Origin of the sequence: Rhodococcus sp. ZPP (genome assembly GCF_017656075.1) — a bacterium.
In the GTDB taxonomy this organism is placed as follows: Bacteria; Actinomycetota; Actinomycetes; order Mycobacteriales; family Mycobacteriaceae; genus Rhodococcus_F; species Rhodococcus_F oxybenzonivorans.
This window is the reverse complement of record NZ_CP058638.1, coordinates 1,265,729-1,288,679: the sequence shown is the minus strand read 5'-3', so window position 1 is coordinate 1,288,679 and position 22,951 is coordinate 1,265,729. Positions and strand designations below refer to the sequence as shown.

At 63.3% G+C, this 22,951-nt stretch carries 20 protein-coding genes and 1 pseudogene; 12 read left to right on the top strand and 9 right to left on the bottom strand.

Going from position 1 to position 22,951, the window contains the following annotated elements; genetic code table 11:
• Position 1: 1 nt before the first annotated feature.
• The 3 genes from HYG77_RS06075 to HYG77_RS06065 all read right to left on the bottom strand — a co-directional run bounded on the left by HYG77_RS06075 (position 2) and on the right by HYG77_RS06065 (position 1,344).
• A complete protein-coding gene (locus tag HYG77_RS06075; RefSeq protein ID WP_109328481.1) occupies positions 2-430 on the bottom strand; it encodes a hypothetical protein in 429 nt (142 codons plus the stop codon).
• Between the two features lie 56 nt (positions 431-486).
• Positions 487-909: a hotdog domain-containing protein gene (locus HYG77_RS06070; protein WP_208962129.1), complete on the bottom strand. Its 423-nt coding sequence runs from the start codon at positions 907-909 to the stop codon at positions 487-489.
• Positions 910-1,026: 117 nt separating this feature from the next.
• The gene (locus HYG77_RS06065) at positions 1,027-1,344 is read right to left on the bottom strand and encodes a metalloregulator ArsR/SmtB family transcription factor (protein WP_208962128.1); all 318 of its coding nucleotides are present in this window, start codon (positions 1,342-1,344) and stop codon (positions 1,027-1,029) included.
• A gap of 88 nt (positions 1,345-1,432) precedes the next feature.
• Here HYG77_RS06065 and HYG77_RS06060 point away from each other — a divergent pair, with 88 nt between their 5' ends.
• From HYG77_RS06060 to HYG77_RS06045, 4 genes are all read left to right on the top strand, one after another.
• Entirely contained in the window at positions 1,433-2,491 is a 1,059-nt protein-coding gene (locus HYG77_RS06060) for an SDR family oxidoreductase (RefSeq protein ID WP_208962127.1), read from the top strand.
• A 46-nt stretch (positions 2,492-2,537) separates the two neighbouring features.
• Positions 2,538-2,807 carry a hypothetical protein gene (locus HYG77_RS06055; RefSeq protein ID WP_109328487.1) on the top strand — a complete coding sequence of 90 codons (270 nt, stop codon included), beginning with the start codon at positions 2,538-2,540 and terminating at the stop codon, positions 2,805-2,807.
• Positions 2,808-2,938: 131 nt separating this feature from the next.
• Positions 2,939-3,367, top strand: a complete 429-nt coding sequence (locus HYG77_RS06050; protein ID WP_230990138.1) for a hypothetical protein — start codon at positions 2,939-2,941, stop codon at positions 3,365-3,367.
• Positions 3,368-3,681: 314 nt separating this feature from the next.
• Entirely contained in the window at positions 3,682-4,299 is a 618-nt protein-coding gene (locus tag HYG77_RS06045; RefSeq protein ID WP_208962126.1) for a TetR/AcrR family transcriptional regulator, read from the top strand.
• A gap of 17 nt (positions 4,300-4,316) precedes the next feature.
• Here HYG77_RS06045 and HYG77_RS06040 read toward each other — a convergent pair whose 3' ends face one another.
• Together HYG77_RS06040 and HYG77_RS06035 are read right to left on the bottom strand one after the other, a co-directional pair.
• A complete protein-coding gene (locus HYG77_RS06040) occupies positions 4,317-5,861 on the bottom strand; it encodes an acyl-CoA synthetase (protein WP_208962125.1) in 1,545 nt (514 codons plus the stop codon).
• A gap of 31 nt (positions 5,862-5,892) precedes the next feature.
• The gene (locus HYG77_RS06035) at positions 5,893-7,239 is read right to left on the bottom strand and encodes an MFS transporter (protein WP_244373490.1); all 1,347 of its coding nucleotides are present in this window, start codon (positions 7,237-7,239) and stop codon (positions 5,893-5,895) included.
• Positions 7,240-7,536: 297 nt separating this feature from the next.
• On the opposite strand from HYG77_RS06035, the gene HYG77_RS06030 reads away from it, so the two are divergent.
• The 3 genes and pseudogenes from HYG77_RS06030 to HYG77_RS06020 all read left to right on the top strand — a co-directional run.
• Positions 7,537-8,622: a phosphotransferase family protein gene (locus HYG77_RS06030; RefSeq protein ID WP_208962124.1), complete on the top strand. Its 1,086-nt coding sequence runs from the start codon at positions 7,537-7,539 to the stop codon at positions 8,620-8,622.
• Between the two features lie 28 nt (positions 8,623-8,650).
• The gene (locus HYG77_RS06025; RefSeq protein WP_208962123.1) at positions 8,651-9,877 is read left to right on the top strand and encodes an acyl-CoA dehydrogenase family protein; all 1,227 of its coding nucleotides are present in this window, start codon (positions 8,651-8,653) and stop codon (positions 9,875-9,877) included.
• A gap of 72 nt (positions 9,878-9,949) precedes the next feature.
• Positions 9,950-10,294 (top strand): annotated as a pseudogene (locus tag HYG77_RS06020) (CoA transferase); the annotation flags it as partial.
• Positions 10,295-10,391: 97 nt separating this feature from the next.
• On the opposite strand, the gene HYG77_RS06015 reads toward HYG77_RS06020, so the two are convergent.
• Positions 10,392-11,387, bottom strand: a complete 996-nt coding sequence (locus HYG77_RS06015) for a methyltransferase (RefSeq protein WP_208962122.1) — start codon at positions 11,385-11,387, stop codon at positions 10,392-10,394.
• Positions 11,388-11,389: 2 nt separating this feature from the next.
• A complete protein-coding gene (locus tag HYG77_RS06010) occupies positions 11,390-12,649 on the bottom strand; it encodes a hypothetical protein (RefSeq protein ID WP_244373488.1) in 1,260 nt (419 codons plus the stop codon).
• Positions 12,650-12,857: 208 nt separating this feature from the next.
• Between HYG77_RS06010 and HYG77_RS06005 the strand changes: the two genes are divergently transcribed.
• Genes HYG77_RS06005 through HYG77_RS05985 form a run of 5 tightly spaced genes read left to right on the top strand, consistent with a single transcriptional unit; the run spans position 12,858 to position 20,326 of the window.
• Entirely contained in the window at positions 12,858-14,039 is a 1,182-nt protein-coding gene (locus tag HYG77_RS06005) for an ATP-grasp domain-containing protein (RefSeq protein WP_208962121.1), read from the top strand.
• A 53-nt stretch (positions 14,040-14,092) separates the two neighbouring features.
• Positions 14,093-15,145, top strand: coding sequence for a cupin domain-containing protein (locus HYG77_RS06000; protein ID WP_208962120.1), 1,053 nt, complete (start codon positions 14,093-14,095; stop codon positions 15,143-15,145).
• On the top strand, positions 15,139-18,582 hold the full coding sequence (locus HYG77_RS05995; protein WP_208962119.1) for an ATP-binding cassette domain-containing protein: 3,444 nt from the start codon (positions 15,139-15,141) through the stop codon (positions 18,580-18,582). Before HYG77_RS06000 ends, HYG77_RS05995 begins: the two co-directional genes overlap by 7 nt.
• On the top strand, positions 18,548-19,465 hold the full coding sequence (locus HYG77_RS05990; protein WP_208962118.1) for a hypothetical protein: 918 nt from the start codon (positions 18,548-18,550) through the stop codon (positions 19,463-19,465). The genes HYG77_RS05995 and HYG77_RS05990 overlap by 35 nt, the downstream gene beginning before the upstream one ends.
• A gap of 9 nt (positions 19,466-19,474) precedes the next feature.
• Positions 19,475-20,326 carry an aminotransferase class IV gene (locus tag HYG77_RS05985; RefSeq protein ID WP_208962117.1) on the top strand — a complete coding sequence of 284 codons (852 nt, stop codon included), beginning with the start codon at positions 19,475-19,477 and terminating at the stop codon, positions 20,324-20,326.
• 16 nt (positions 20,327-20,342) lie between these two features.
• Here the strand turns inward: HYG77_RS05985 and HYG77_RS05980 are convergent, their stop codons facing one another.
• Together HYG77_RS05980 and HYG77_RS05975 are read right to left on the bottom strand one after the other, a co-directional pair.
• Complete coding sequence (locus HYG77_RS05980; RefSeq protein WP_208962116.1) at positions 20,343-21,074, bottom strand: alpha/beta hydrolase; 732 nt, start codon at positions 21,072-21,074, stop codon at positions 20,343-20,345.
• A gap of 301 nt (positions 21,075-21,375) precedes the next feature.
• Positions 21,376-22,887: an ATP-dependent DNA ligase gene (locus HYG77_RS05975; RefSeq protein ID WP_208962115.1), complete on the bottom strand. Its 1,512-nt coding sequence runs from the start codon at positions 22,885-22,887 to the stop codon at positions 21,376-21,378.
• Positions 22,888-22,951: the final 64 nt, after the last annotated feature.

The window sequence follows — 22,951 nt, the reverse complement described above, 5'->3', positions numbered from 1 at the left end:
ATTAGTCGACGACGGTGAAGAACGAGTCGCCGTCCTCGGCGGCGCCGTCGATCTGTCCCCTGTCTGTGCGCGAATCCTCGACGATGACACCCTCCACCACATCGGCATGCTTGGTGCCCAGCACCGGGATCACGATGTCGTCCTCGCCGTCGATGATGCGGTCGACGTCCTCCGACAGCTGATCGTCGGGCAGCTCGGCGATCGGGATGTCGAGTTGCTCCTCGAACGCGATGTCGGGCTCCTCCTCGGCCAGCTTCTCGTCCAGCGACTCGCCCTCGCGCTCCTCCCGCGCCGTGGTACCGAATTTGTCGGCCTCACTCCAGCCGTCGGGAGGATCGACCACATCGTCTCCGTCGTTGTTGCGCACATCGTCGGAGTCGAGGCTTTCGCTGGGACTCAGCGTCTCGCCGGGGCCGTCTTCGATACTCATGGTGCAGAAATGCCCAGTTCAGGCGCTCTCGAAACGCGGCGGTCGTGAAACCGACGTCATCGCGACGGTGTGACTGATGCGGTGCTCAGCGTCTCCAGAGCTGCAACCTGAGCCGGTGACCAGGGCGCCGAACCACGACGGCTCGAATCGAGTTGAACGAGAGTGGCGGTCACCTCGGCGGCCTGTGTGCCGTCCTGCTCGATGCCGATCTGCAGGGTGAGCGACGTGGTGCCGATCCGGGTCACGGTGAGGTCGACGTACGCCTCCTCCGTGAACAGTTCGCGGCGGAAGTTGCTGACGACGTTGACGGCGGCCATCTGCGTGGCCGGGTCGAGGAGGTCGCCGCACGCCTCACCGAGCGCTCGCACCCATGCTTCGGCGGCCGCTTCGTGCGCGACGTGAAACGGCACGTGCCGGCTGATGGACGCCGGCGCGTCGGGATCCGCGCGGTTATGCAGGGTCGTCGTGTATCGGGGCATTCTCCGGACACTACCCAGCACCTGCGGCGACCCTCGCGCCCGACTCCGTCTCGGCGAACCAGGACCGAAGTCGACCTCATTCCCTTTCTAGTGTCGAAATCGACGTGAAGGCCGCGCTCAGAGTGCGGTGCGGATGTGGTCGGCCAGCCGGGCGATTGTCTCTTCGTCGCGGCGGTAGTGGGTCCACTGGCCGATCCGATGGCTCGTGACCAGTCCGGCGCTCTGCAGGGCGGCCATGTACTGCGAGGCCGTCGACTGAGAGACCTCGGCCCGCGCCTGGATGTGTTTCAGGCACACGCCGACCTCTTCGGCTGGTTCGAGCTGCGGGGGAAAGGTGTCCGGTTCCTTCAGCCACTGCAGGATGCGCACGCGGGTCGGGTTCGACAGCGCTTTGAAGACCAAGGCCAGGTCGGTCGGGTCCGGAAGTTCACTCACGTGGTCCATAGTACCGCTATATCGCGATTTACCGATATGTGTGCTTGACTCGGTATATCGCAACTTCGCGATATACCGATAGGGGAGAATGATGACGAAGCGCAGAGTGGCAGTGGTTGTCGGTGCGCGCGGGGTGATCGGCGGCAATCTGATCGACCACCTCGAGGCGACCGGGGAGTGGGACGTCGTCGGACTGTCGCGCCGGGGCGGACTCGACACCGACCGAGTGCGGCACATTGCGGTCGATCTGCTCGACGAGCGCGACGCCGCCGACAAGCTGGGCGAACTGCGCGACGTGACCCACATCTTCTATGCCGCCTACCAGGACCGCCCGTCGTGGGCGGAGCTCGTCGCGCCCAACGTCGCGATGCTGGTCAACACGGTGAACGCGCTCGAACCGGTGGCTGCGGGACTCGAGCACATCAGCTTGATGCAGGGGTACAAGGTTTACGGCGCCCACCTCGGGCCGTTCAAGACGCCGGCGCGCGAGAGCGACCCGCCGCACATGCCGCCCGAGTTCAATGTGGATCAGCAGCAGTTCCTCGAGGACCGTCAGCGTGGCAAGGGCTGGACGTGGTCCGCGATTCGCCCGTCGGTCGTGTGTGGGTTCGCGCTCGGGAACCCGATGAACCTCGCGCTGGTGATGGCGGTTTACGCCACGATGTCGAAGGAACTCGGAGTGCCGCTGCGGTTTCCGGGTAAACCCGGCGCGTACACGAGTCTGATCGAGATGACCGACGCCGGGCTGCTGGCGGAGGCCACCGTCTGGGTCGCGACCACGCCCGAGTGCGCCAATCAGGCGTTCAACATCAACAACGGCGATCTGTTCCGCTGGGACGAGATGCTGCCGAAGATCGCGGATTTCTTCGAACTGGACGTCGCGCCGCCGCTGCCGATGTCGATGGACGTCGTCATGGCGGACAAGGAGCCGGTGTGGAACGACCTCGTCGCGAAGCACGGACTGAAACCCACGCCGTACGCGGAAGTCTCATCGTGGGCGTTCGGCGACTTCGTCTTCGGCTGGGACTATGACGTCATCGCCGACGAGTCCAAGGCGCGCAGGCTGGGGTTCCACCGTCACGTCGAGACCGAGCAGATGTTCCTCGACATCTTCCGCGACCTCCGGGCCCGGAAGATCATCCCCTGAGGGTGGCCGCAGTAACAGCACAGCCGGCGTTTGCGACGTTGAACGTGTGCGGACACTGACATTGATCGGAACGGCCCTCGGTCTCGGTGCGGGCCTGGTGTGTATCGGCCTGTTCTCCTGGTGGCTGTCGTACCCGGTGCACTTCTACGTGGGCAGCTACGAACCCGTCGGCGCCGCGGGAAGCACCGCGCACATGGACTCAGTGGACCCCCTGCCATTTCTCGCGGCCGGCCTGATTCTCAGTGCACTCATCGGTGCGGTGTCGGGTTTCATCGCCGCACGCCGTGGCTGGCGGCTGACCCGACTTGCTGTCTGAATCGGTGAGCCGGCTCGGCGCGCACCTTGACTCGACTGGGTGTTGATGCCCGGGATCGGGCACTCTTGGGTATGGGATCGAAGGCAGGTCGTCCCCACAGCCCGTCGGCTGCAGCTTTGGGTGGTCGACTGATGAAACTGGTCGGTGACCGTGACGCCGCCTTGTTCTCGCGGGAAATCTCCCGAGTGTGCGCCGAACCGCAGGCGACCGACGGTCAGCCGCACTACGGCGATGTGCTGGCCTGGGTCGTCGATGCCATCGTCGGCGTGATCACCGCCCGATTGGGCGCCGCGGGGCCAGGGGAGAGGTTCGTCCTCGATCTCCACTTCACGGACGGGACACATGTCGACGTCGACGACTTGTCGGCCTCGGAGCGTTGGGTGCTGCAGACGGTAGCGGGCTTCCTGGCCGAAGAAGTCGCGGCGGGGGAACGATTACTCGCCATCGCTGAACAATTCGACCCCACCCTGCGGGCGGACACTCTGGCCGACGCGATCATTTGGCTCGACTTCGTTCTCGATGTCGATCTCCCCGACCCACCCGACGTCACCACCACGTAGCACGGTGACCGGTCAGTTCTCGCGAGATCGCCGAACGGTCCCTGCGCTTCGGCACAGAACGATCGTCCGGTGAGGCGAGGATGGAACGCCCGACTAGGTCGTCGCTGGTGTGTAGGTCTCAGCCAGGACGATGGTGAGTGCTTTGCCCTGGTCAGCCCAGCGATGAAGTGGTCGCAATGCCGGTTGCGACGGTGATCCGACTGTGTACCGTTGCGGCGACCTTCGCGTGAGCCGAACGACTGCTAGGGCGGCGTTCTCGGCCGAGGCACTATTCTGGGGTGGTCGTGTGATGGGTGGAGCGGGGATGGAGAACCATGTGTGCTGCGAAGGTGACTGATTCCAGTGCGCGCACCGGGCGGCAGGTGATCCTCGACTCTGCGGTGGCGAATATGAATGAACGCGGATATCACGGCACCTCGATGCGTGACATTGCCCGCGGCGCCGATATCACTGTTGCGTCGATCTACCATCACTTCGCGTCGAAGCAGGAGATTCTGCAGGAAATCATGGTGCGGGCCTTACACGACGCCCTCGCGATGACTCGGGGCGCATTGTTGCGCTCGGGGGGTTCCCCAGCCGATCAGCTGCAAGCGTTGATTCGGGCATGGATCTTGTTCCACACCACTCGTCAGTTGGATGCGATGGTCGGCGCCACCGAGTTACGCAGCCTCGACGACGTCGGCCGGCGACTCGTGGTCGCCCTTCGGGACGAACAGGAGCACCTGTTCCGCGACGTCATCGAGCGTGGTGTGGAGGAGGGTGATTTCGCGACGAAGTACCCGCGGGACGCCGTCCGAGGAATCATCAACATGGGCCAGTCGGTGTGTGCGTGGTGGCGCCCTGACGGCCCTATGAAGCCCGACGAACTCGCCGATCGCTACGCCGACTTGGCCCTTGCGATGGTGAGACCGGTCGTCCCGCCGCGGGGTTGAGCAGTAAGCCGGTTTTGTCAGCGCACCGATGTGTTGGCGAAGCGTTCCTTCAGCGTGCGTTTGACGAGCTTTCCGGTCGGTGTCCGGGGGAGGTCGTGGGCGAATTCGATCCGGCGGGGCAGCTTGTACTTGGCGATGCGTTCGCGGAGGTAGTCGAGTAACTCGGTGGCGAGGGCGTCGTCGCCGTCGACCTCGGTTCCCGGGTCGATGACTGCGGTGACGATTTCTCCCATCTCGTTGTCGGGCAGGCCTATTACGCAGGCGTCGAGAACTTTGGGGTGCTCGACGAGTGCGTTCTCGATCTCCTGGGGGTAGATGTTGACGCCGCCGGAGATGATCATGAACGAGTCACGGTCGGTGAGGAAGAGGTAGCCGTCCTCGTCGAGGTAGCCGACGTCACCGGTGGTGGTCCAGGTGGGGTGGACCGGATGTTGTGCGCCGCGGGTCTTCTCCGGTGCGTTGTGGTACTCGAACGGCAGGGTGTCGCGTTCGAAGTAGATCGTCCCGGTCTGCCCTGCCGGCAATTCCTCGCCCCGATCTCCACAGATGTGCACGATGCCGAGCGCGGCGCGTCCCACGGTGCCGGGCTTGGACAGCCATTGTTCGGTGTCGACGAGGGTCATGCCGTTGAGCTCGGTGGAGGAGTAGTACTCCGACAGGATCGGCCCCCACCACTCGATCATCTGCCGTTTGATCTCGACCGGGCAGGGCGCGGCGGCGTGCACGGCAACCTGGAGGCTGGAGACGTCGTAGCGGGCGCGCACGTTCTCGGGGAGTTTGAGCATGCGCACGAACATCGTCGGTACCCACTGGCTGTAGGTGACTCGGTAGCGCTGGATGTACTCGAGCGCCTTCTCGGCATCGAAGCGGTCCATCACGACGACGGTCCCGCCGAGGGCTTGCACGGCGGCGCACGTGCGCAGCGGCGCCGCGTGATAGAGCGGCGCCGGCGAGAGGTAGACCGTCTCGGCGGTGACGCCCCACACCGTGGCGTTCATGGAGGTCATGGTGTCGCCGGACTCGTCGAGCTGACGATCCGGCAGGGCTGGTTTGATGCCCTTGGGACGGCCGGTGGTGCCGGACGAGTAGAGCATGTCGGCTCCACGAGGTTGATCCTCGAGCGGTACGTCCGACTCTGCGGCGGCCGCCCGGTCCAGGTCGGCATAGCCTTCGAGGGGACCACCGAATGCCAGCCGGTGCTCGGTGCCGAGCGCCAAATCCCGGAGTTCACCGGCGATCTCCGTGAGTGTCGCATCGACGAGCACAGCCTTCGCGCCGCAGTCGGTGACGATATAGGCGGCCTCTGCGGCCGTGAGATGCCAGTTGACCATCGTGATGTAGAGACCGGAGCGCATTGCCGCCCAATAGATGTCGAATACTTGCGGCGTGTTGCGAGCAAGTACGGCGAGATGGTCCCCCCGCCGCAGCCCCAGCGCGCGCAGATGTCGCGCGATCCGAATCGAGTTGGTTTCGAGCTCGGCGAAGGTGACGGTCTGACCGGACCCAGCCATGATGAGGGCCGGCTTGGTGGGTGTGGTGTCGACGTACGCACCGGGATACATCAGGTCTCCAAACGATCGTGTGCTGTATAGGTCAACGTCGCCGGGTGGCGAGAACGACGAGGCACCCGAGCGCGAGAGCCGACAGTGCGGTGATCAGCAGGCCCACCCGCCAGAGATTAGCCACCTCGCCGTTGATGAGAGCAACCATAGCCATGGGCGCCATGCCGCCGAAGATCGCCGCAGCCTGGTATCCGAGCGAGGCACCCGAGTAGCGGATCTCCGGCGGGAAGAGCTCGGCGAACAGGGCCGCTTGGGGTCCGGTCTGGAACGACATGACCAGGCAGGAGACGATCAGCGCCACGGCCAGCGGCCAGATGTTCTGAGCGCTCGACGCTCCGACGAGCTGCCACATCGGGACGGCCCACAGGCCCATGCCGACGATCCCGATTCCGTAGATCAGCTTGCGGCCGTAACGGTCCGACAGGTATGCGGTGAACGGCACCATGGGCACGAGCACACCGGCGGCAACAAGGATGATCGCCAGTACGTCGGAGCGGGCGATGCCGAGGGTGGTGGTCGCGACCTGCACAGAACCCGTAATGGTGATGTAGAACATCACAATGCCGACCAGGTAGGTGCCGCCCGCCAACAGCACCGTGCCCGAGTTGTGCCGGAGAACTTCCAGGATCGGTGAGCGCCGTTGCGTGGGCGCGGTCGCGAGCTTGGCCTCGACCCGCTGGAATTCAGGCGTTTCTTCGAGGTAGCGGTGAATCGTGAAGGCAACGAACAACATGAACAGGCTGATCCAGAACGGCACTCGCCAGCCCCACGACGTGAACGCGTCCGGAGAGACTGCCCAGGCCACGATCAAGAAGATCGCATTGCCCGCCACCACGCCGATCGGAATGCCGAGTTGGGCAAAGCTTCCATAGAAACCGCGCCTGTTCGCCGGGGCGTATTCGGTGGCGAGCAGCACCGCACCGCCCCACTGCGCACCGACGGCCAACCCCTGGCAGATGCGCAGCAGGACGAGCATCGCGGGGGCGAGCCAGGCGATCGACGTGCTGGGGACGAAGCCGATCAGGGTGGTCGCAATTCCCATCAGCAAAATTGCGGTAACCAGAACGGGCTTGCGGCCGACTTTGTCACCGAAGTGACCCGAGACGATCCCGCCGATGGGACGGGCGATGAAGCCGACGGCGACGGTCGCGAACGAATTGAGGGCGGCGACGACTTCACTGTCGGTAGCGAAGAACGTCTTGTTGAACACCAACGCCGCGGCGGTGGCATAGATGAAGAAGTCGTACCACTCGAGAGAGGTCGACACGGCGGCGGCGAGCGCCGCCTTACGGGCGGCCTTCTGTTGGGACGGCGTGGTCTCTGTCGAGGACGCGCCCGTTGCGACGTGTTGCGCCGGGGAGGTCGGGGAGGTGGCCATGAATGCCTCTTTCACGGTAGATCCGAGATGTCGCCTAGCGATCGTTCGGTTGCTGCCGGAGAACCTATGTGACACGGCGCACTGTCGTCAACACCCTTTCAGGCGGATGTTGGGATTCGGCACGCAGACCAGGCGTAACGGACTATTCACCAGGTGTAGCGGGAGGTCGTGCACCCAGGCGGCGGGCCTTTGAGCCGGCTCCTTCGGCGTTGACATTTAGCGATCGTTAAGGCAACACTGGGGAAGGAAGCCGATCGATCGTTCGGCGATGAAGGAACAACGAAGGGGCCCACGCGAATGACGACGTCCTCCGCCGACGCGACCGCACGTGACGATCGGGAGATGGCCGCGGGTCTCGATGTGGCGGCGCTGAGGACCTATCTCGCCGACGCGCTCGACGAAGGACTGGGTGGGCAGCTGACGGCGTCGTTGATCAGCGGTGGTCGGTCCAATCCGACGTATCGGGTGACCGACGGGAGTCGAACATGGGTGTTGCGGCGTCCGCCCTACGGGCACGTGTTGCCCAGTGCCCACGACATGAAGCGCGAGTTCACCGTGATCCGGGCCCTGTCGGGTACCGGCGTGCCGGTGCCGCAGGCGGTGTTGCTGTGCGAGGACACCGAGGTGCTCGGCGCGTCGTTCTACCTGATGGAACTGGTCGACGGCACACCGGTGGGCACCGTCGAACAGGCCTCCGCTCTCACACCGGCCGAGCGGCGGCGACTCGGATTCGCGCTGGCCGACACCCTCGCGGACTTGCACGAGGTGGATCCGGACGCAGTCGGACTCGGCTCGTTCGGCCGACCGGACGGCTATCTCGAACGTCAACTCGATCGGTGGGCGCGTCAGTGGGAGGCCTCGCGCACCGCAGACCGCCCGGAGGTGGCGGTGCTGCTGGACAAGCTGCGCCGCGCGCTCCCCGTGACCCGGTTCCCGGGCATCGTGCACGGTGACGTCAAACTCGACAACGTCCTTGCCGCGCCCGCCGATCCGGGACGGATTGTCGCGGTGCTGGATTGGGAGATGGCCACCCTCGGTGACAGTCTCGCGGACGTCGGGATCATGCTCAGCTTCTGGGACCAGCCCGGCTCGGTGGACAACCCGATCACCAAGGGTCTGGCTCGTCTCGACGGATTCCCCACCCGCGCGGAGCTCCTCGACCGGTACGCCACCCGGCGGGGGATCGAACTCCCGGACGTCGACTGGTACACGGTGTTCGCCGACTTCAAGATCGCCGTCATCCTCGAGGGCATCGGCGCCCGGCACGCGCAGGGCGGCACCGTGGGGGAGGGCTTCGACCACATCGCCGACATGGTCGGGCCGTTGCTGCAGCGTGCCCTCGACCTGGCCGCGACCTCGACAGTGACCGAACTGCGTCGCTGACCGCATCGACAAGAGAGACCACCGAGAGATGGATTTCGAATACAGCCCGAAAGTGCAAGACCTGCAGGCGAAGCTGACCACGTTCATGCAGGAGCGGGTACTGCCGGCCGAGGCAGTCGCCGAGCAGCAACTCGCCGACAAGCCCGACCACTGGGGTGCACCGCCGATTGTGGCCGATTTGAAGGCGGCCGCGAAACGCGAAGGCCTGTGGAACCTCTTCCTGCCCGCGCGAGAGGGTGCAGGTTTGACGAACCTCGAGTACGCACCACTGGCCGAGCTCACCGGGTGGAGCCCGCTGATCGCGCCCGAGGTGTTCAACTGCAACCCGCCGGACACCGGCAACATGGAACTGCTGCACCTCTACGGCACTGACGAGCAGAAGCGGCAGTGGCTCGAACCGCTTCTGGCCGGTGACATCCGGTCGTGCTTCTCGATGACCGAACCCGAGGTCGCGAGTTCGGACGCGAACAACGTCCGGCTCGAGATCGCCGAGGACGGTGACCACTGGGTGCTGACCGGCCGCAAGTGGTGGTCGACTGCGGCGCTCCGGCACGACTGCCGGGTCGCGATGGTCATGGGCGTCACCGACCCGGATGCCCCCGTCGGACAGCGGCACAGCATCGTCCTCGTGCCGATCGACACACCGGGGGTGACCATCTCCCGGTCCACCACCGTTCTCGGCTTCACCGACCGCCACGAGGGCGGGCACGGCGAGGTCGTCTTCGATCAGGTCCGCGTGCCCAAGGCCAACCTTCTCGGCCCGCGCGGCAAGGGCTTCGCCGTCGCGCAGGCCCGCCTCGGTCCGGGTCGTATCCATCACTGCATGCGGTTGATCGGCATGGCCGAGCGGGCGATCGCGTTGATGACCGAACGCGCCCGCACCCGAGTGGCTTTCGGCAAGCCCCTCGCCGACGAGGGCGTCGTGCAGGCGACCGTCGCCGATGCCCGCATCCACGTCGACGCCGCCCGGTTACTGGTGCTCCGGGCCGCCTGGCGGATGGACGCCGAGGGCACCAAGGCGGCCCGCCACGACATCCCCGCCGCCAAGGTGATGGTCCCGCTCACGGTCAAGCGGATCGTCGACGACGCGATGCAGATCTTCGGCGGCGCCGGACTGTCGCAGGACACCATCCTGCCGGTGCTGTACGCACAAGCGCGGTTCTTGCAGATAGCCGACGGCCCCGACCAGGTGCACCGCCGCTCCCTGGCCCGCGCAGAATTCGCCGCCACCCCGGTATTGAACGAAGTCCGCTAGTCACCGCGTGATCGCCACGCCCCAGGGCGCTCGCCAAGCTGAACGCCCACGTCATGGAAGGTAGCAATCACCGTGCCCGGTCCACTCCACGGTCTCGAGGTCCTCGAACTCGCCGGCATCGGCCCCCGGCCGCACGCGGCAATGATCCTCGGCGACCTCGGAGCCGATGTCGTGCGAGTCGAACGCCCCCACGGCGGACTCGATGTGACCAATGGAAAACCCGATCACATGCTGCGAAACCGGCGCTCGGTCAGCGCGGACCTCGAGACCGACGAGGGTCGGGATCGCGTTCTCGCGCTCGCGTCGGTCGCCGATGTGCTGATCGAAGGCTTCCGGCCCGGAACGGCGGAACGACTCGGGCTCGGGCCGCAGGACTGTGTCGAGGTCAACCCCGGACTGATATATGCCCGCATGACCGACGGCGACGCAGCTGAAGCCGCCCGTTGCGGACCCCAGCGCCCTTGTCACCATGGCTGAGGCGTGTCGTTATCCGCTTATATGATGTGGATCGATCTCACGCGGGCACCGCTTCGAGGACGGAGGAGCGGGGGCCGGGTGTGATCGATTCCAGCGTGAAACCATGACCACTCAACAGTCGGCGCCATTCGGTGGCGGTCCGTTCCCGACCACCCAGCAGAACCAGCATGTGGAGGTCCAGTAGGGCCATGGGGTGGGCTGTAGCCACTTCGGGTAAGACTTGCTCGACGATCAGCAGGCGGCCCTTTCTGGGGATCGCTCGCCGACAATTGCCGAGGATCTTGCCGGCGGATTCGTCGTCCCAGTCGTGCAGAATCTGGGACAACACATATACATCACCATTCTGCGGGACCTCTTCGAAGAAGTTGCCGCCGACAACAGTCGTTCGGTCACCGATGCCGGCCGAGCAGAACTTCGATGCCGATTCCGCGACGACGTGCGGCAAATCGAACACTGTGCCCCGCAGATGGGGGTGACTCCCGAGCAAGGTTTCGATCAATGTGCCGGCCCCGCCGCCGATGTCGACGACGGTCGTTGTTTTCGCCCAGTCGCGGTTGAGCAACGGCAACAAGCGCACCTCGACCAGTCCTGCTTGGCACCGGTCGAATTCATCGGAAGCCGAGGGGTTATCGGACAACCACTCGAAGTATGGCCTTCCGAACGCCTCGGTGAACGACTCTTTCCCGGTTCGGACAGAGTGGAGCGAGTGTCCCCACACGGTGTAGGCCTCCTTCGACATCAGTCCGACCAGGTGACGCAGTGAACCGGGAGTGTCGACCCGTAAGAGCTCGCCGGCCTCCGTCAACGCAAATCGTTCCTCGACCTCTTCCATGAACAGTCCTTCTGCTACGAGTACCCGCATGAATCGACCGAGCGCATCCGCGTCGGCGCCGACACTGGTTGCCAGATCGGGCAGCGAGCGGGATCCATTCGACAACTTGTCGGGCACCCCCAGTTCGCAGACGGCAGCAATAGCTTGGGACACGATGTATCCCATAATCTGCTTTCTGACCCGGTTGTTGATGTCGCTCATGCTCATGCCGCCTCGGGGAGTCCGGGAAAGAGTGACACCTTTGCGGCACTCTGCAAATACGACGCGCCTGCCGTGCCACCGGTTCCAGGTACCGTGCCGATGACCTTCAAGGTGATGCCCCAGTGGCCACGCTTCATGGCAACCCACGCGCGGTCGAGACGGCGCATCGATTGCTCGAGAGGCACTGCATCAGGGAGTACATGCCGCATCGCCAGAAATACGGCCTCCAGAGTCGGCTGCTCGTCATGAACTTTCGAAATGTGGTCGGTGCTGCGCTGACTACGCGGTGCGCACGCGAACTCGACGTCGCGGAATGCGCGCGACTGCACAGCGCTCCGCCCATGGGTGAAGCCGCGAATGATGGAGAAGGCGTCAACCGGCATCGTCGTCAGAACCCGGAAGAGAGCAGGTATCGCCTCGAGGCGACCTGACGCCCGATCGAGGCGATCCTTCGCATCAGCGGCATTTCCGTCGAGGAGATCCGTGATCGCCGTCGATATCGCCGTTGCAATCTGCCGGTACAGTCCCTCGAATATTTGAATGCATCGGATGAACATCTGCTCGTCGTGCAGACGAGTCGTCGGCAGCAAGGTCAGCCGAACTGCGGCTCCGATGTCTTCGGGAACACTTCTCAGCGCCAGCGTCGCAGCAGAACCAAACGAGTCGTAGTTAGTTCCTGCCTCGGCAAGCGCTGCGACACCCTCCGCAGCCACACTGGGATTGAGCTTGAAATCGGGTGCGAGACGGGAGAGTTGCGACACGACTCGGACGGCCGCACGCGTCCTGACCGATTGGGGAGGTCGGGGCGCCGCCGCTAACGCTCTCGTCTCCAGCAGTGCGAGGTCGATGGCAGCCGCGGCTACGAATGCGTCGACACGCTGGCAGTCGGCCGATCGGACGACCTGGTCGAAGTAATCGAGTCCGACATACGACGAATAGGAGGCATCGTTGTCGTCGAACGTCATCGGTAGCCATTCGGCGAGCACCGGGTCGGATCGGGATTTGCCGTGGAGATCGCGCAACATGGCCACCACGTGTGGCCGCACACCGCTTCGTCCGACTACCTGATAGTGGTCGACGACGGCCGTGAACGGAAATTCGGTGTGTCCCGCCGCCCATTGCCGAAGCGCTTCCGGTACCTTGCGACCGGACCGGGTATCGGGCGACGCGTCAGCGGCCTGAAGGCACGTGCCGCCGACACCGATCGGGGTGCCGTGAACGAGTTCGGCCTCAGCTTCGAGCAACGTTTCGGAAATCAACAAGGGATGTGCCTTTCATCCGTTCTGCTCTGCGGTATTCCGCAATCTTGTGCGCCGCCAGGCAGAAACGGATAGGCACCCTAGGGAGTTGCATCGGCCACCCCTGCTGCTGGGGTGTAGCTTCGGCCCCCCCTAGGGTGCCTATTCGCCGGGCCAACGCGCGCTGACCATTGGGTATCAGAGAAGCCAGGGTTTGGATAGCGAGGGCAATTTGACCACCGACGACGGGCAGCGCAGGAGACACATCGTCCTGATCGGCGGGCACGATGAAACGTTCCCGCATTTCGCAGGGTTGGGCTACGAGTTCACCGTTCTACAACTGCACGGCGCGATCGGTCCGAATCTGCGCGGCCTTACCGAACGCATCAGTCCCGTGGCCGATTTCGACCCGGACACCGTGGTCGCTGAGATCACACGAATAATGAGGTCCGAACGGGTCGACTACATCTTCTCCTTTACCGAGGGCGGGTTGCTTTCCGCGGCCCTTGCAAGCCACCGCCTCTCTGTCCCGGGTCTCGACCTCAGCGCATGCGAGCTGTGTATCGACAAACAATTGATGCGGACATTTCTCGACAGCACCGAGTTCGCCGTCGCGAACACGATATGTCGCACGCCGGCCGAGGTACGAGCCTTCCTCCTCCATCACCCTCAGGGGTTGGTCCTCAAGGATCCGGCTGGGTCGGGCAGCGAAGGCGTGTTCATCGTCCGCGACGAACGCGACCTGACCGCGGCGCTCGACGAGCTGCGAGGGGGCGGTTTCGTCATGCTCGCCGAAGAGTACTTACCCGGACGCGAAATCAGTGTCGAAACCCTGACAATCGACGGGAATCATCGGGTGCTCGCTGTGACGAACAAGAAGCTGCACAGGAATTCCCTTGCAGAAGAACAGCACGTCATCTCACCGGATGTCGTGGACGACGACATGTTCCACATTATCAGTGCCTACTGCGAAAGACTGCTCACACGAATCAATTACCAGCACGGGCCGTGTCACATCGAAGTGAAGATCACGGCTCGAGGGCTTCGCCTGATCGAGATCAACAACCGGGTCGGCGGTGACTACATCGGACTTCTGGTCGAACTCACGACCGGCGTCAGCCAATTCAGAGAAACGCTTCGTTGCTGGAGTGAAGTCGACTCGTCCGGCGTCGGCCCGGAACAGGCGCGATATGCGTACGCCGCATCGCACCAATTCTACGAACCCATCGACCCCGAGTGTCTTCGGAGCGCGCTCCGAGGCGTCGACATCATCAGGCTCCATATCGAGCCTGCACCATCGCGACTCGACAGACCCCGGACAAACGACGACAAGATCGGTTGGATTGTTCTCGCCTGCAACGAGAGTGAGCCATTCAAGCGAGCGATCGACTATCTCGACGTCAACTGTTCCTGAAAACTGACGCGATCATGGAATCCGCGTCCTCTCATCAAGAAGGGAAGAAATCGATGCAGATTATTGCCAGAAGCGCACTCGACACGATCAACGAGGTGGTGGTCGACGGCCACGTCCACAACCTGGGTGTCGTCAAGATCTTCTCCCAACACCCCGAACTGGCCCAGTTCATTCCCGCTTCCAGCAATCTGGCGATCAGCTGGGTCAGGTTGGAATGCGGTCAGGTGCTCTCTGTGCACAAACATCCAGAAGCGAGCCTCATCCTGGTCTGCGAGGGTTCCGGACGAACAATGGGGAGCGCAGAGCAGGACGTCGCTGCGGGAGATATGATCCTCGTACCCGGCGACTCATGGCACGGCTTCGAGGGAACTCGCAACGGGTTCTGGGCGCTGTCGATCCAGTTCAACGGCAAGGCCCTGTACGAGGATACCGACAACCCGAACGCCATGTTCGCAGCCGCTGAGTCCAGTCCGGCGGTCGCTCTCCTCGAGGACAACGAGAAGTACCTGGAGCACTTCAGAAACAGCAGTCTGCTGCGGTTGATCGACGCCCCTTCGATGACCGACCCGGACGTTCGCGAAAGACTACTCGACTGCCAGCAAACCTGGTCGGATGTGTTCCAAGATCTGCTGCATCTGCGTGTGGCGATGACTACTGATCCGCAACACAAGCATGTCGCACTCGATCATCTGGTCGAAGAACTGGGACACAACAACAACCTCAGACAGCAACGGAACTCGTCGCACTCGCCGGTCTCCGACGCGACGTTCGTATCGACAATGGACTGGTTCAGGCAGCAGATGCTCTGCAGGAGCGACATGGTGCGAACATTGCTGATGCACGTGGTGCTGGAAGGTAGCGGCGAAATCTGGCACCGAGAAGCGGCGCGCGCGTTTCCCGGCATTCCACACTTCGAAGAGCACGGTGAAGACGACGGCCACCATGTGAGCATGGGGATCGACCTTCTCGATCGAGCAAACCCAACGGAGATCCAGGAATTGCGGGAAGCGCTCGGTGAGGGATGGACCATGATCACACGACTGTGTGACCGAATCGCTTCCATCGCGGTAGACGACTCCGCAGACGCCACGCTGTCCACATGCTGAGTGTGCTCGCGAGAGTCGTCTGGTTCGAGGTTCCTCGTTCTGGAACCCAGTTCGACCGGCATACCAACGCTTCTCACCTTTCGCGATGGCAGCGCTGGTGCGATGCTGCGCGACGAGACGACCTGAACGCGCCCCAAGACGAGCGACTCCACAGATCCGTACTCAGAGCGCTCCGTCGCGATGTTCTGCTTGCGCTCCTCGCCATAGCGTTCAACGCTGGTTGCGCATTCGGTGCAGCCGTCACGCTGCGATCACTGATCCAGCACCTCGTCGAACCCGGCACACCGCCGATGGTGAACCTGACGCTGGGGATCACCTGCATACTGCTGACGTACTCGGCGTGGTTGGCGCTCAACCACACCTTCCTGTCAGCCGAACTGGCAGGCATCGGAGCCCGGACCTACATCGAGCAAAGACTGCTACGGAAGAAGCGCGACGGTGGCAATTCCGACCGACCCTCCGGTGTTGTCACGCTAATGGACCGTGAGGCGGCGCGCGTCGAAGCTGCCTGGTCCGGCCTGGTATTCATGATTCTATCGCTCGCCACGTTAACTTTCACCTCTGCGTTCTTCTTCGTGGCGCTGGGACTGAGTGCATTGTCGGCGCTGGCGATCATTGTCATCAGTTCGATGGCAATATTCTCGATTGCCGCACAACTCACCAAGGCCCACACAGAACTATCGGCAATTTCGGCGGAACGCATCGACGTCGGCATGTTCTCGATCAACAACCGAGGGGTTGCGTGGCTGAAGAACTGGAACGACGAACTGATACGGCGCTACGCCGACAAGCGTGATGGCGAAGAGCGCTCACTCGAGAAGGCGGCGCGTCTTGTCGCGGCGATCAACCTCATATCTACTCTGACACCGGTCGTAGGGATGCTCGCCGCAGCATTTACCCAGCTGGCTTATCAAGGTCATGTGGATCCAGCGGGCCTGCTGTCTGCTATGGCGTTGATCGGGGGTTTGAGATCGGTCGCCAACAATGTGCCCGAAATTGCCCAGAGCATTTCCCAAGGCGTGGTCGGGCACACCAACGTTGCGAAGTATCTGTCCGGCGCCGGCCCGTCAGACGCCGATGCGAGCGCCGTCCAGCTGCCGACGACAACGGCAAAGCACATTGCCGTCGTCGGAGCAGCGGGTTGTGGTAAAACGTCGATTCTGAAAGCCGTCGCGCGGCGGAACAACCGACTCGATACGACGACGATCTTCGTCCCGGACGAACCATGGATCTACCCGGGCGGACTGTACGAGAATCTGTGTCTCTATCGTCGCGACTTCCCGGACGACGAAGCCGCGCGAGCACTGGCGCAGTCCAGGCTGCCCGGCACCTTCTATGCCGAGTACCTCGACAGCAAGTCGCCACCTCGAACCGAGGCCTGGGACGTCTCCCGCGGGCAAGGAAAGCGGCTGGAACTGGCGCGGGCATTGCTGGCCGAGCCGGCGTGCGTTCTCATTGATCAGCCGACATCAGGGCTGGACGACGACCTGGGGAGAGGGTTGCTGAGCTCACTCCTCCGGGGGCCGTGGAGCGACACCACCGTTGTCTATGCAACAGACAAACCCGACGAGATCGACTCCGCGGAGGAAATCTGGGTGGTGGCCGACGGCGAAGTGGTCGAAGTCATACGTGATCTACCGACACAGTCGGATCTTCTACCCGAAAGCTCGGGTTGGCGCACTCCCGAACGTTCACTCCCTCGCCACCCTTCCCGCCGCGCGGATGTGACCGAAGTCCGGACGCCGTCCAGGCGTAGTTTGATCAGGTTCGGCATCGCGAAGGTCGCACTCGTTGCGTGTGTCCTGTTCGTGTGCCGAGAAGTTCTGACGATCGTCGGTGACTACGTTGCTGTCAGTGGACTGTCGACCGCGAATGTGGGTGCGTCGTCGACGATTCTGGTCTGTGTGGTGTCGGCCGGTGCACTCTTGTCGATCTCCGGCGCCTTGCTGACGGTGCGGCGCAGTATCGGTGCGGCATCGCGACAGTGCGTGCGGTACTTCTCGACGATCATGAGCCCGACGCTCGATGTCGAGGCAGTCGATCAGGTCAACCAAGACTCGCAGAGCAAGCTCACGTGGGATCAACGACGTGTCGACGAAGTGTTGCCTGCAATACTGCTGCATACGTTGGGTGCGGCGGCGCTTCTGATCACAACCACCGGTTTCGTCCTGAGCAAGAACATCTTTGCGCTGCTACCTTGTGCTGTGATGTGCCTGGTCTACTGGCACACTTCACGGCGATCAGGCAACCGACTGCGGTACTTCAACGAGTGCGAGATAGGTACGACATCGACCTTGTTCGCGCGTGTCGAGGCAACGACACGGAGTTCGAGCAGATTCGAGTTGGCCAGAGACAACGCGGTTCTCGTGAGTTGGCTGAACAACAGCCTGATGGATCGCGCCCTGGCTTCGATGAACAATGCGGCGGCGCGGCGATGGTTTACCTACAAGCTCGATCTGATGGGGGTGTTGTTCCTGTCGGCCATCGTGGGTTCAACGGTATTCGTCTACGCCCAGGGCGGCCTCGGCCTGGCCAATGTCCTGGCGCTGAGTCTCTCCTACAGCCTGATTGCACTCTTCGCAAGGTTGGGTAGTTGCCTGGTCGAACTCAGGCAGGTGCTGGACAGCGCGGATCGTCTGCTCACACCTCCGCTCCCCGCCGCGCCGAACCGAACGTGTCCGGCGATGAAAGACGACGCACTCGTGTCGTTCACCGATGTCGCATTCGTCGCCAGGCACACCGGCGCAGTGCTGCTCGAGAACCACACGGAGTCGTTCTATCGCCGTGACATCGTGGTGATCACGGGAGCCAGTGGGGTGGGTAAGTCGACCTTCGCAAAGCTTGTCGTGGGTTCGTTGCGCCCGACCACTGGTGTCGTTTCCACATTGGGCCGGACGACAGGATACGTGTCGGATTCGCACGACCAAGACGTCCTCCTGCTGACATCGAGCCCGATATTCAAGCCGGGACGATTGTCCGAGCACTTCCACAACCACTCACCTCAGGAACTGGCTCGCGTGGTCCGATACCTCGACGCTGAGGATGTCGTCGAACGACTACCTTCCGGGTTCGACGAGATAGTCCCCAGCAGCGGTCTGTTGAATCTGAGCAAGACGGAATTGCAACGACTGGCACTGCTCGACGTGATGATCAACCCACCCGCTATCGCGATTCTCGACGAAGCCACGTCGGAGTTGAGTGCCGCAGCGGAGCTCTCCGTATTGCGTGCCCTCACCTCTGCACTTCCGGACACCCTCTTCTTCATCATCACCCACAATCGCGAGCTGGCGAGACTTGCCAACCGAATCTTCCATTTCAACGATGAAAGCCGTCTACTCGAGATTTCGGGCGAGCCGCCCGCAACAGCCATCGATCGATGCTGGACCGACAAGGAGGAAGTCGATGGAATGGCAACCCCAGCGAATTGCATTCTGTGACAGCCATAATGTTTCGCAGCCGCACCTCCCTCTGATGGACATCGCTCACTGGGATGCTGTCCTCCAGAGAAAGGAGATCAGGAACTACGCGCTACACCAAGAGCGCGCCTATGTCGGTCCGGGATACTTCTATATGCCGGTGTCCGACGAGCCCGACGAAGGGCGACTGGCCGAGTTGCTGGATCTGGCGTCCGCCGCCGACTGGTTGTTGGTTCCCTCTCTTCTCAGATCCCAACGCTTACCCGATTCCCGGGTCATCGCGGTTCCGTTCATGCAAGCAGCGTACTTTCGGGCATCCGGACGTGTGGATTCGACTCTGCGAGCAACCGTCGGAGATCGGCAATACAAGGCAATCAGAAAGCTCACCACGAGGGCCGAGGCGGCGTGTGAAACCCAGATACACCGCCTGTCAGAGCTGGCGGACGGCGACCGCGCCCTGCACGATTTCGCCGTTCTCCAAGCCCTGAATGTGGCGAAGTATGGGCACTCCAGGAATCTATATACTGCCGACGTTCTGCGAATGTTGGCACGTTCGCCGGAAGGAACAAAATACTATCTGAAATTGGACTACGAGAAGTCGACCAATGCGCCCGTGAACGGATCGCTGAGCTATGCCGACGACGAGCGCGGTGTGTTCACGATGCTCGTTCAGGGGCTGGACCGTGATCGAATTCCGCGGGGGCTCAACCTGTATATCACCGACTATTACCAGTTGTACCAGTTCGCCGATCGGCTGGGTTTCGAGGACATCTGCCTGGGCCGCGGCGCAATCGAGAGCAAGGTTCGGGTGGGCGCAAACCATATTGTCGACCTGGACAACTGGCTGATTCCGGTCAACACACGCCAGAGGCAAGCGATGCACGACTATGCGATATCGGGGTAGGGAAACTAGATGATCAGCGACATGTCCTGGGCGGACGGTAGGTTCGTCCGTTACGACGAGATGACTCTGTCACCCGCGACTCATTCATTGTCCTATGGGTCCTCGGTGTTCGAGGGTATCCGTAGCTACGGCGGGAACATCTTCAAGCTCGACGATCACTTGGACCGGCTGCGGCGGTCTGCTGACGTGTTCGGGCATACGGTGCCGTATTCGAATGCAGATCTGGCCGATGCGTGCTACGAGTTGCTGAGAGTGAACGAGCTGAGCGACGCATACCTGAAGTGCCTGGTTTTCTACGACGATTCGGATGTCAGCTTCAGGGCGCAGGGATGCTCCAGTCGAGTCGTCGTTTTTGCGCTGCCCTTTCCTGCGAATTCTGCGCCAGCGAATTATCGGCTTGCGACGGCAACGTGGAGGCGTGCGCCGGCATCGTGCCACCCCTATCAGGCGAAGACATCGTCGACGTACGCGTTGAGCTATTTGAGCTACCGTCAAAAGGCCGATGGTTATGACGACGTCATCTTCCTCTCGACCACCGGCACGGTGTGTGAGTCAAGTGGTTCGAACGTGTTCTTCATCAAAGGGGATGCTTTGCTCACACCCACCACGGAATTGGCGCTCGCCGGAATTACCAGAAAGGTGATCATCGACGAGCTGTCTCCACGGTTGGGCGTATCTGTCACAGAGCGCAATATTTCCTACGCCGAGCTCGAATCGTTCGACGGCGCATTTTTGTGCGGAACTGCGATGGAGATCACGCGGATTGCCTGCATCGACGAGATTCATTACGAGGCGGCTCCCTTGGCTGATGTGCTTGCAACCGAGTATCAGTGCCTGACGAACAAGAAGTCGGCGCTGTGAAGCCCGGGCCCCGACCTCAGGTGAGGTGCCGGGCGAAGAACCGGTTGCCGTCGTCCCCCTCGAACTGCGGGACTCCAGTGTGCCCGCCCATATTGGCGTGCAGTGTCTTCTCCTTGGAGCCGAAGGCGTCGAACAGGTCCAGGGCCTGCTGCCGATCATTTCCTTCGTCGTCCCACTGCAGCAGGACCTGCAGCGGAATGGTGACCTGCCGCGCCTCGTCGAACATGCTGCGGGGCACAAAGCTCCCGGCGAACAGGAGGGCGGCCGAGATGCGTGGTTCCACCACCGCCAGCCGGATGCCGATGGCGATCACCCCTCCCGATAACCCGACCGCGCCGCGGATGTCGGGCAGCGCGAGGAGACCGTCCAGGGCGGCCCGCCATTCCGGGACCGCCTTGTCGACCAGCGGGAGGACGAGCCGGTCGACGATCTCGTCGTTGACCGGCTCACCGGCCTCCAGCGCCCGGCGCAGGTCGGCGCGGGCCTGCTCGGCGGCGGAGGAACGGGGCCGGTCACCGCTGCCGGGCAGTTCGATGGTGGCCGCGGCGTAACCTGCCGCCGCGGCGTGCCGGGCCCGGGCTGCCAGTCGCGGGTACATCATGTGCAGTCCGCCGGGATGGCCGACCAGGATCAGCGGCGCCGGTGTAAATGCGAATTCGGGCGTCCACAAGATGCCAGGGATCTCGCCGAGAATGAATTCGCGTTCGAGGACGCCGTCGTCGAGGCGTTGCTCGGAGGTGAAGTGCATGGTGGTGCCTTTCGGAGTGCTCGTGAACGGCGCTCCCGGACGACCTATCGCCCGACCGTGACCCCGGAGGGGAGCACCCATGTCGATACTGCGTTCACGGGTACCACCTCCTCGTCCTCTCGCACGGCCTCCGAAAGGTAGCAGTGGCCGCCGTGGCCCGCCAACAGTTTTTGCTGCCGCGCGCTTGCCTGCCGACCACCGGCGACGACGTCCTACCCGCCCCGATCGGAGTCCCGAGCGCGCACCCGCACGTCGCCCTGCTGATCGGCACCACACTCGAGGAAGCCAACCTCGGTCTCGTTCAGCCCGGGAGCAGGGCGCGCACGGCGCCGATCGTGTCGGCGTCCGCGGGGTCCTTGTCGGGCCGGTACCGCAGAACCCGGGCGAATCGGAGCGCGACGCCGCCGGGGTAGCGGGAACTGACCTGCACGCCGTCGAGTTCGATCTCGACGACGATCCTCGGGTGCAGGAATACGGTGTGGGAGTCGCGGGCGCGTTCGTGGCGCGGGAATTCGTCCGTCTGCCACTGCAACAACGCGTCGGTGAGGCCCTTGAACGTTTTGCCGACCATGATCGGATCACCGCCGTCGGGGTCGCGGGCACCCAGATGCAGATTGGAGAGGTAGCCGGTACGCCGGCCGTAACCCCACTCGGCGCCCAGGACCACCAGGTCCAGGGTGTGCTCCGGTTTCACCTTCTGCCACGCCCGACCGCGACGCCCCGCCGCGTAGGGGGCCGACAGTGACTTCACCATGACCCCTTCGTGCCCGGCGGCCAGGGCGTCGTCGAAATGTGTTGCTGCTGTGTCGGCGTCGGGTCGGCGCAGTCCTGGGACACGATGCTGCGGGGCCACGGTTTCGAGGGCGTCGAGACGCTGCTCGAGTGGGGCGTCCAGCAGGTCGATCCCGTCGAGATGCAGACAGTCGAAGAAGTACGGGTGCAGCAGTAGCTCGCGGGCACTTTCCGCGCCGAAACGACTCATTGTTTCCTGGAAGGGGCGGGGACGACCAGAGTCGGTCAAGGCCAGCGTCTCACCGTCGAACACCGCGGATTCGCACGGGAGGCCGGCGACGAGTTCGACCAGTTCGGGGACACTGCCGGTGATCTCGCGCAGCGTGCGGGTGAAGATATGAATTTCATCGCCATTGCGGTGCACCTGAATTCGCGCACCGTCGAGCTTGTACTCGACGCTGACGTCGCCGCCGAGTTCCGTCCAGGCGTCCGCGAGGGATTCGGCGGGAGAGGCCAGCATCGGCCGGATCGGCCGCCCCACCTCGAGCCGGAACGCACCGAGCGCCTCGACGCCGCCACTGAGCGCCGCGGTAGCAGTGGCCGGCAGCCGCCCCGACAACATGAACGCGCGCCGAACCGGCTCGACGGGCAGAGCGGCCGCGGCGGCGATGGCGTCGGTCATGATTCCTTCGAGTGCGCCCTGTCGCAGATCTCCTGTCAGGAGCCGAACGAGGAAGTCGCGTTCGTCCGGCGTCGTTCGGGTGAACAGGTCGGTGAGCAGAGTGCGTCGTCGTTCCGTCGAGCCCGATCCGGAAGTCCCGGCCACCTCCGTGAGCAATCCGTCGACATCGGCGACGGACACGGTGGAGTGATCCGCGGGCGTGGCGGGGAGGTCGGCGAGCGTCCGCCAGCCGATGCCGATACGGCCCTGCCGCAGTTCCCCGGAGAGCCAGGCCACCACGGGCTCTACCTCTTCGGGTTCGAGGTCGGCGAGTAGTGTGCGCAGCGCCTCGATCTTCACTTTGCGGGACCGGGTGGCCCCCACAGCGCGCGACGTGTCCACGATCCGCGAAACCAGCATTCCCCGACGGTAGCTGGATCGATGCTGCGGCGCGCGGCGTTTCCGGCCTCGCGAGGATCAGGCG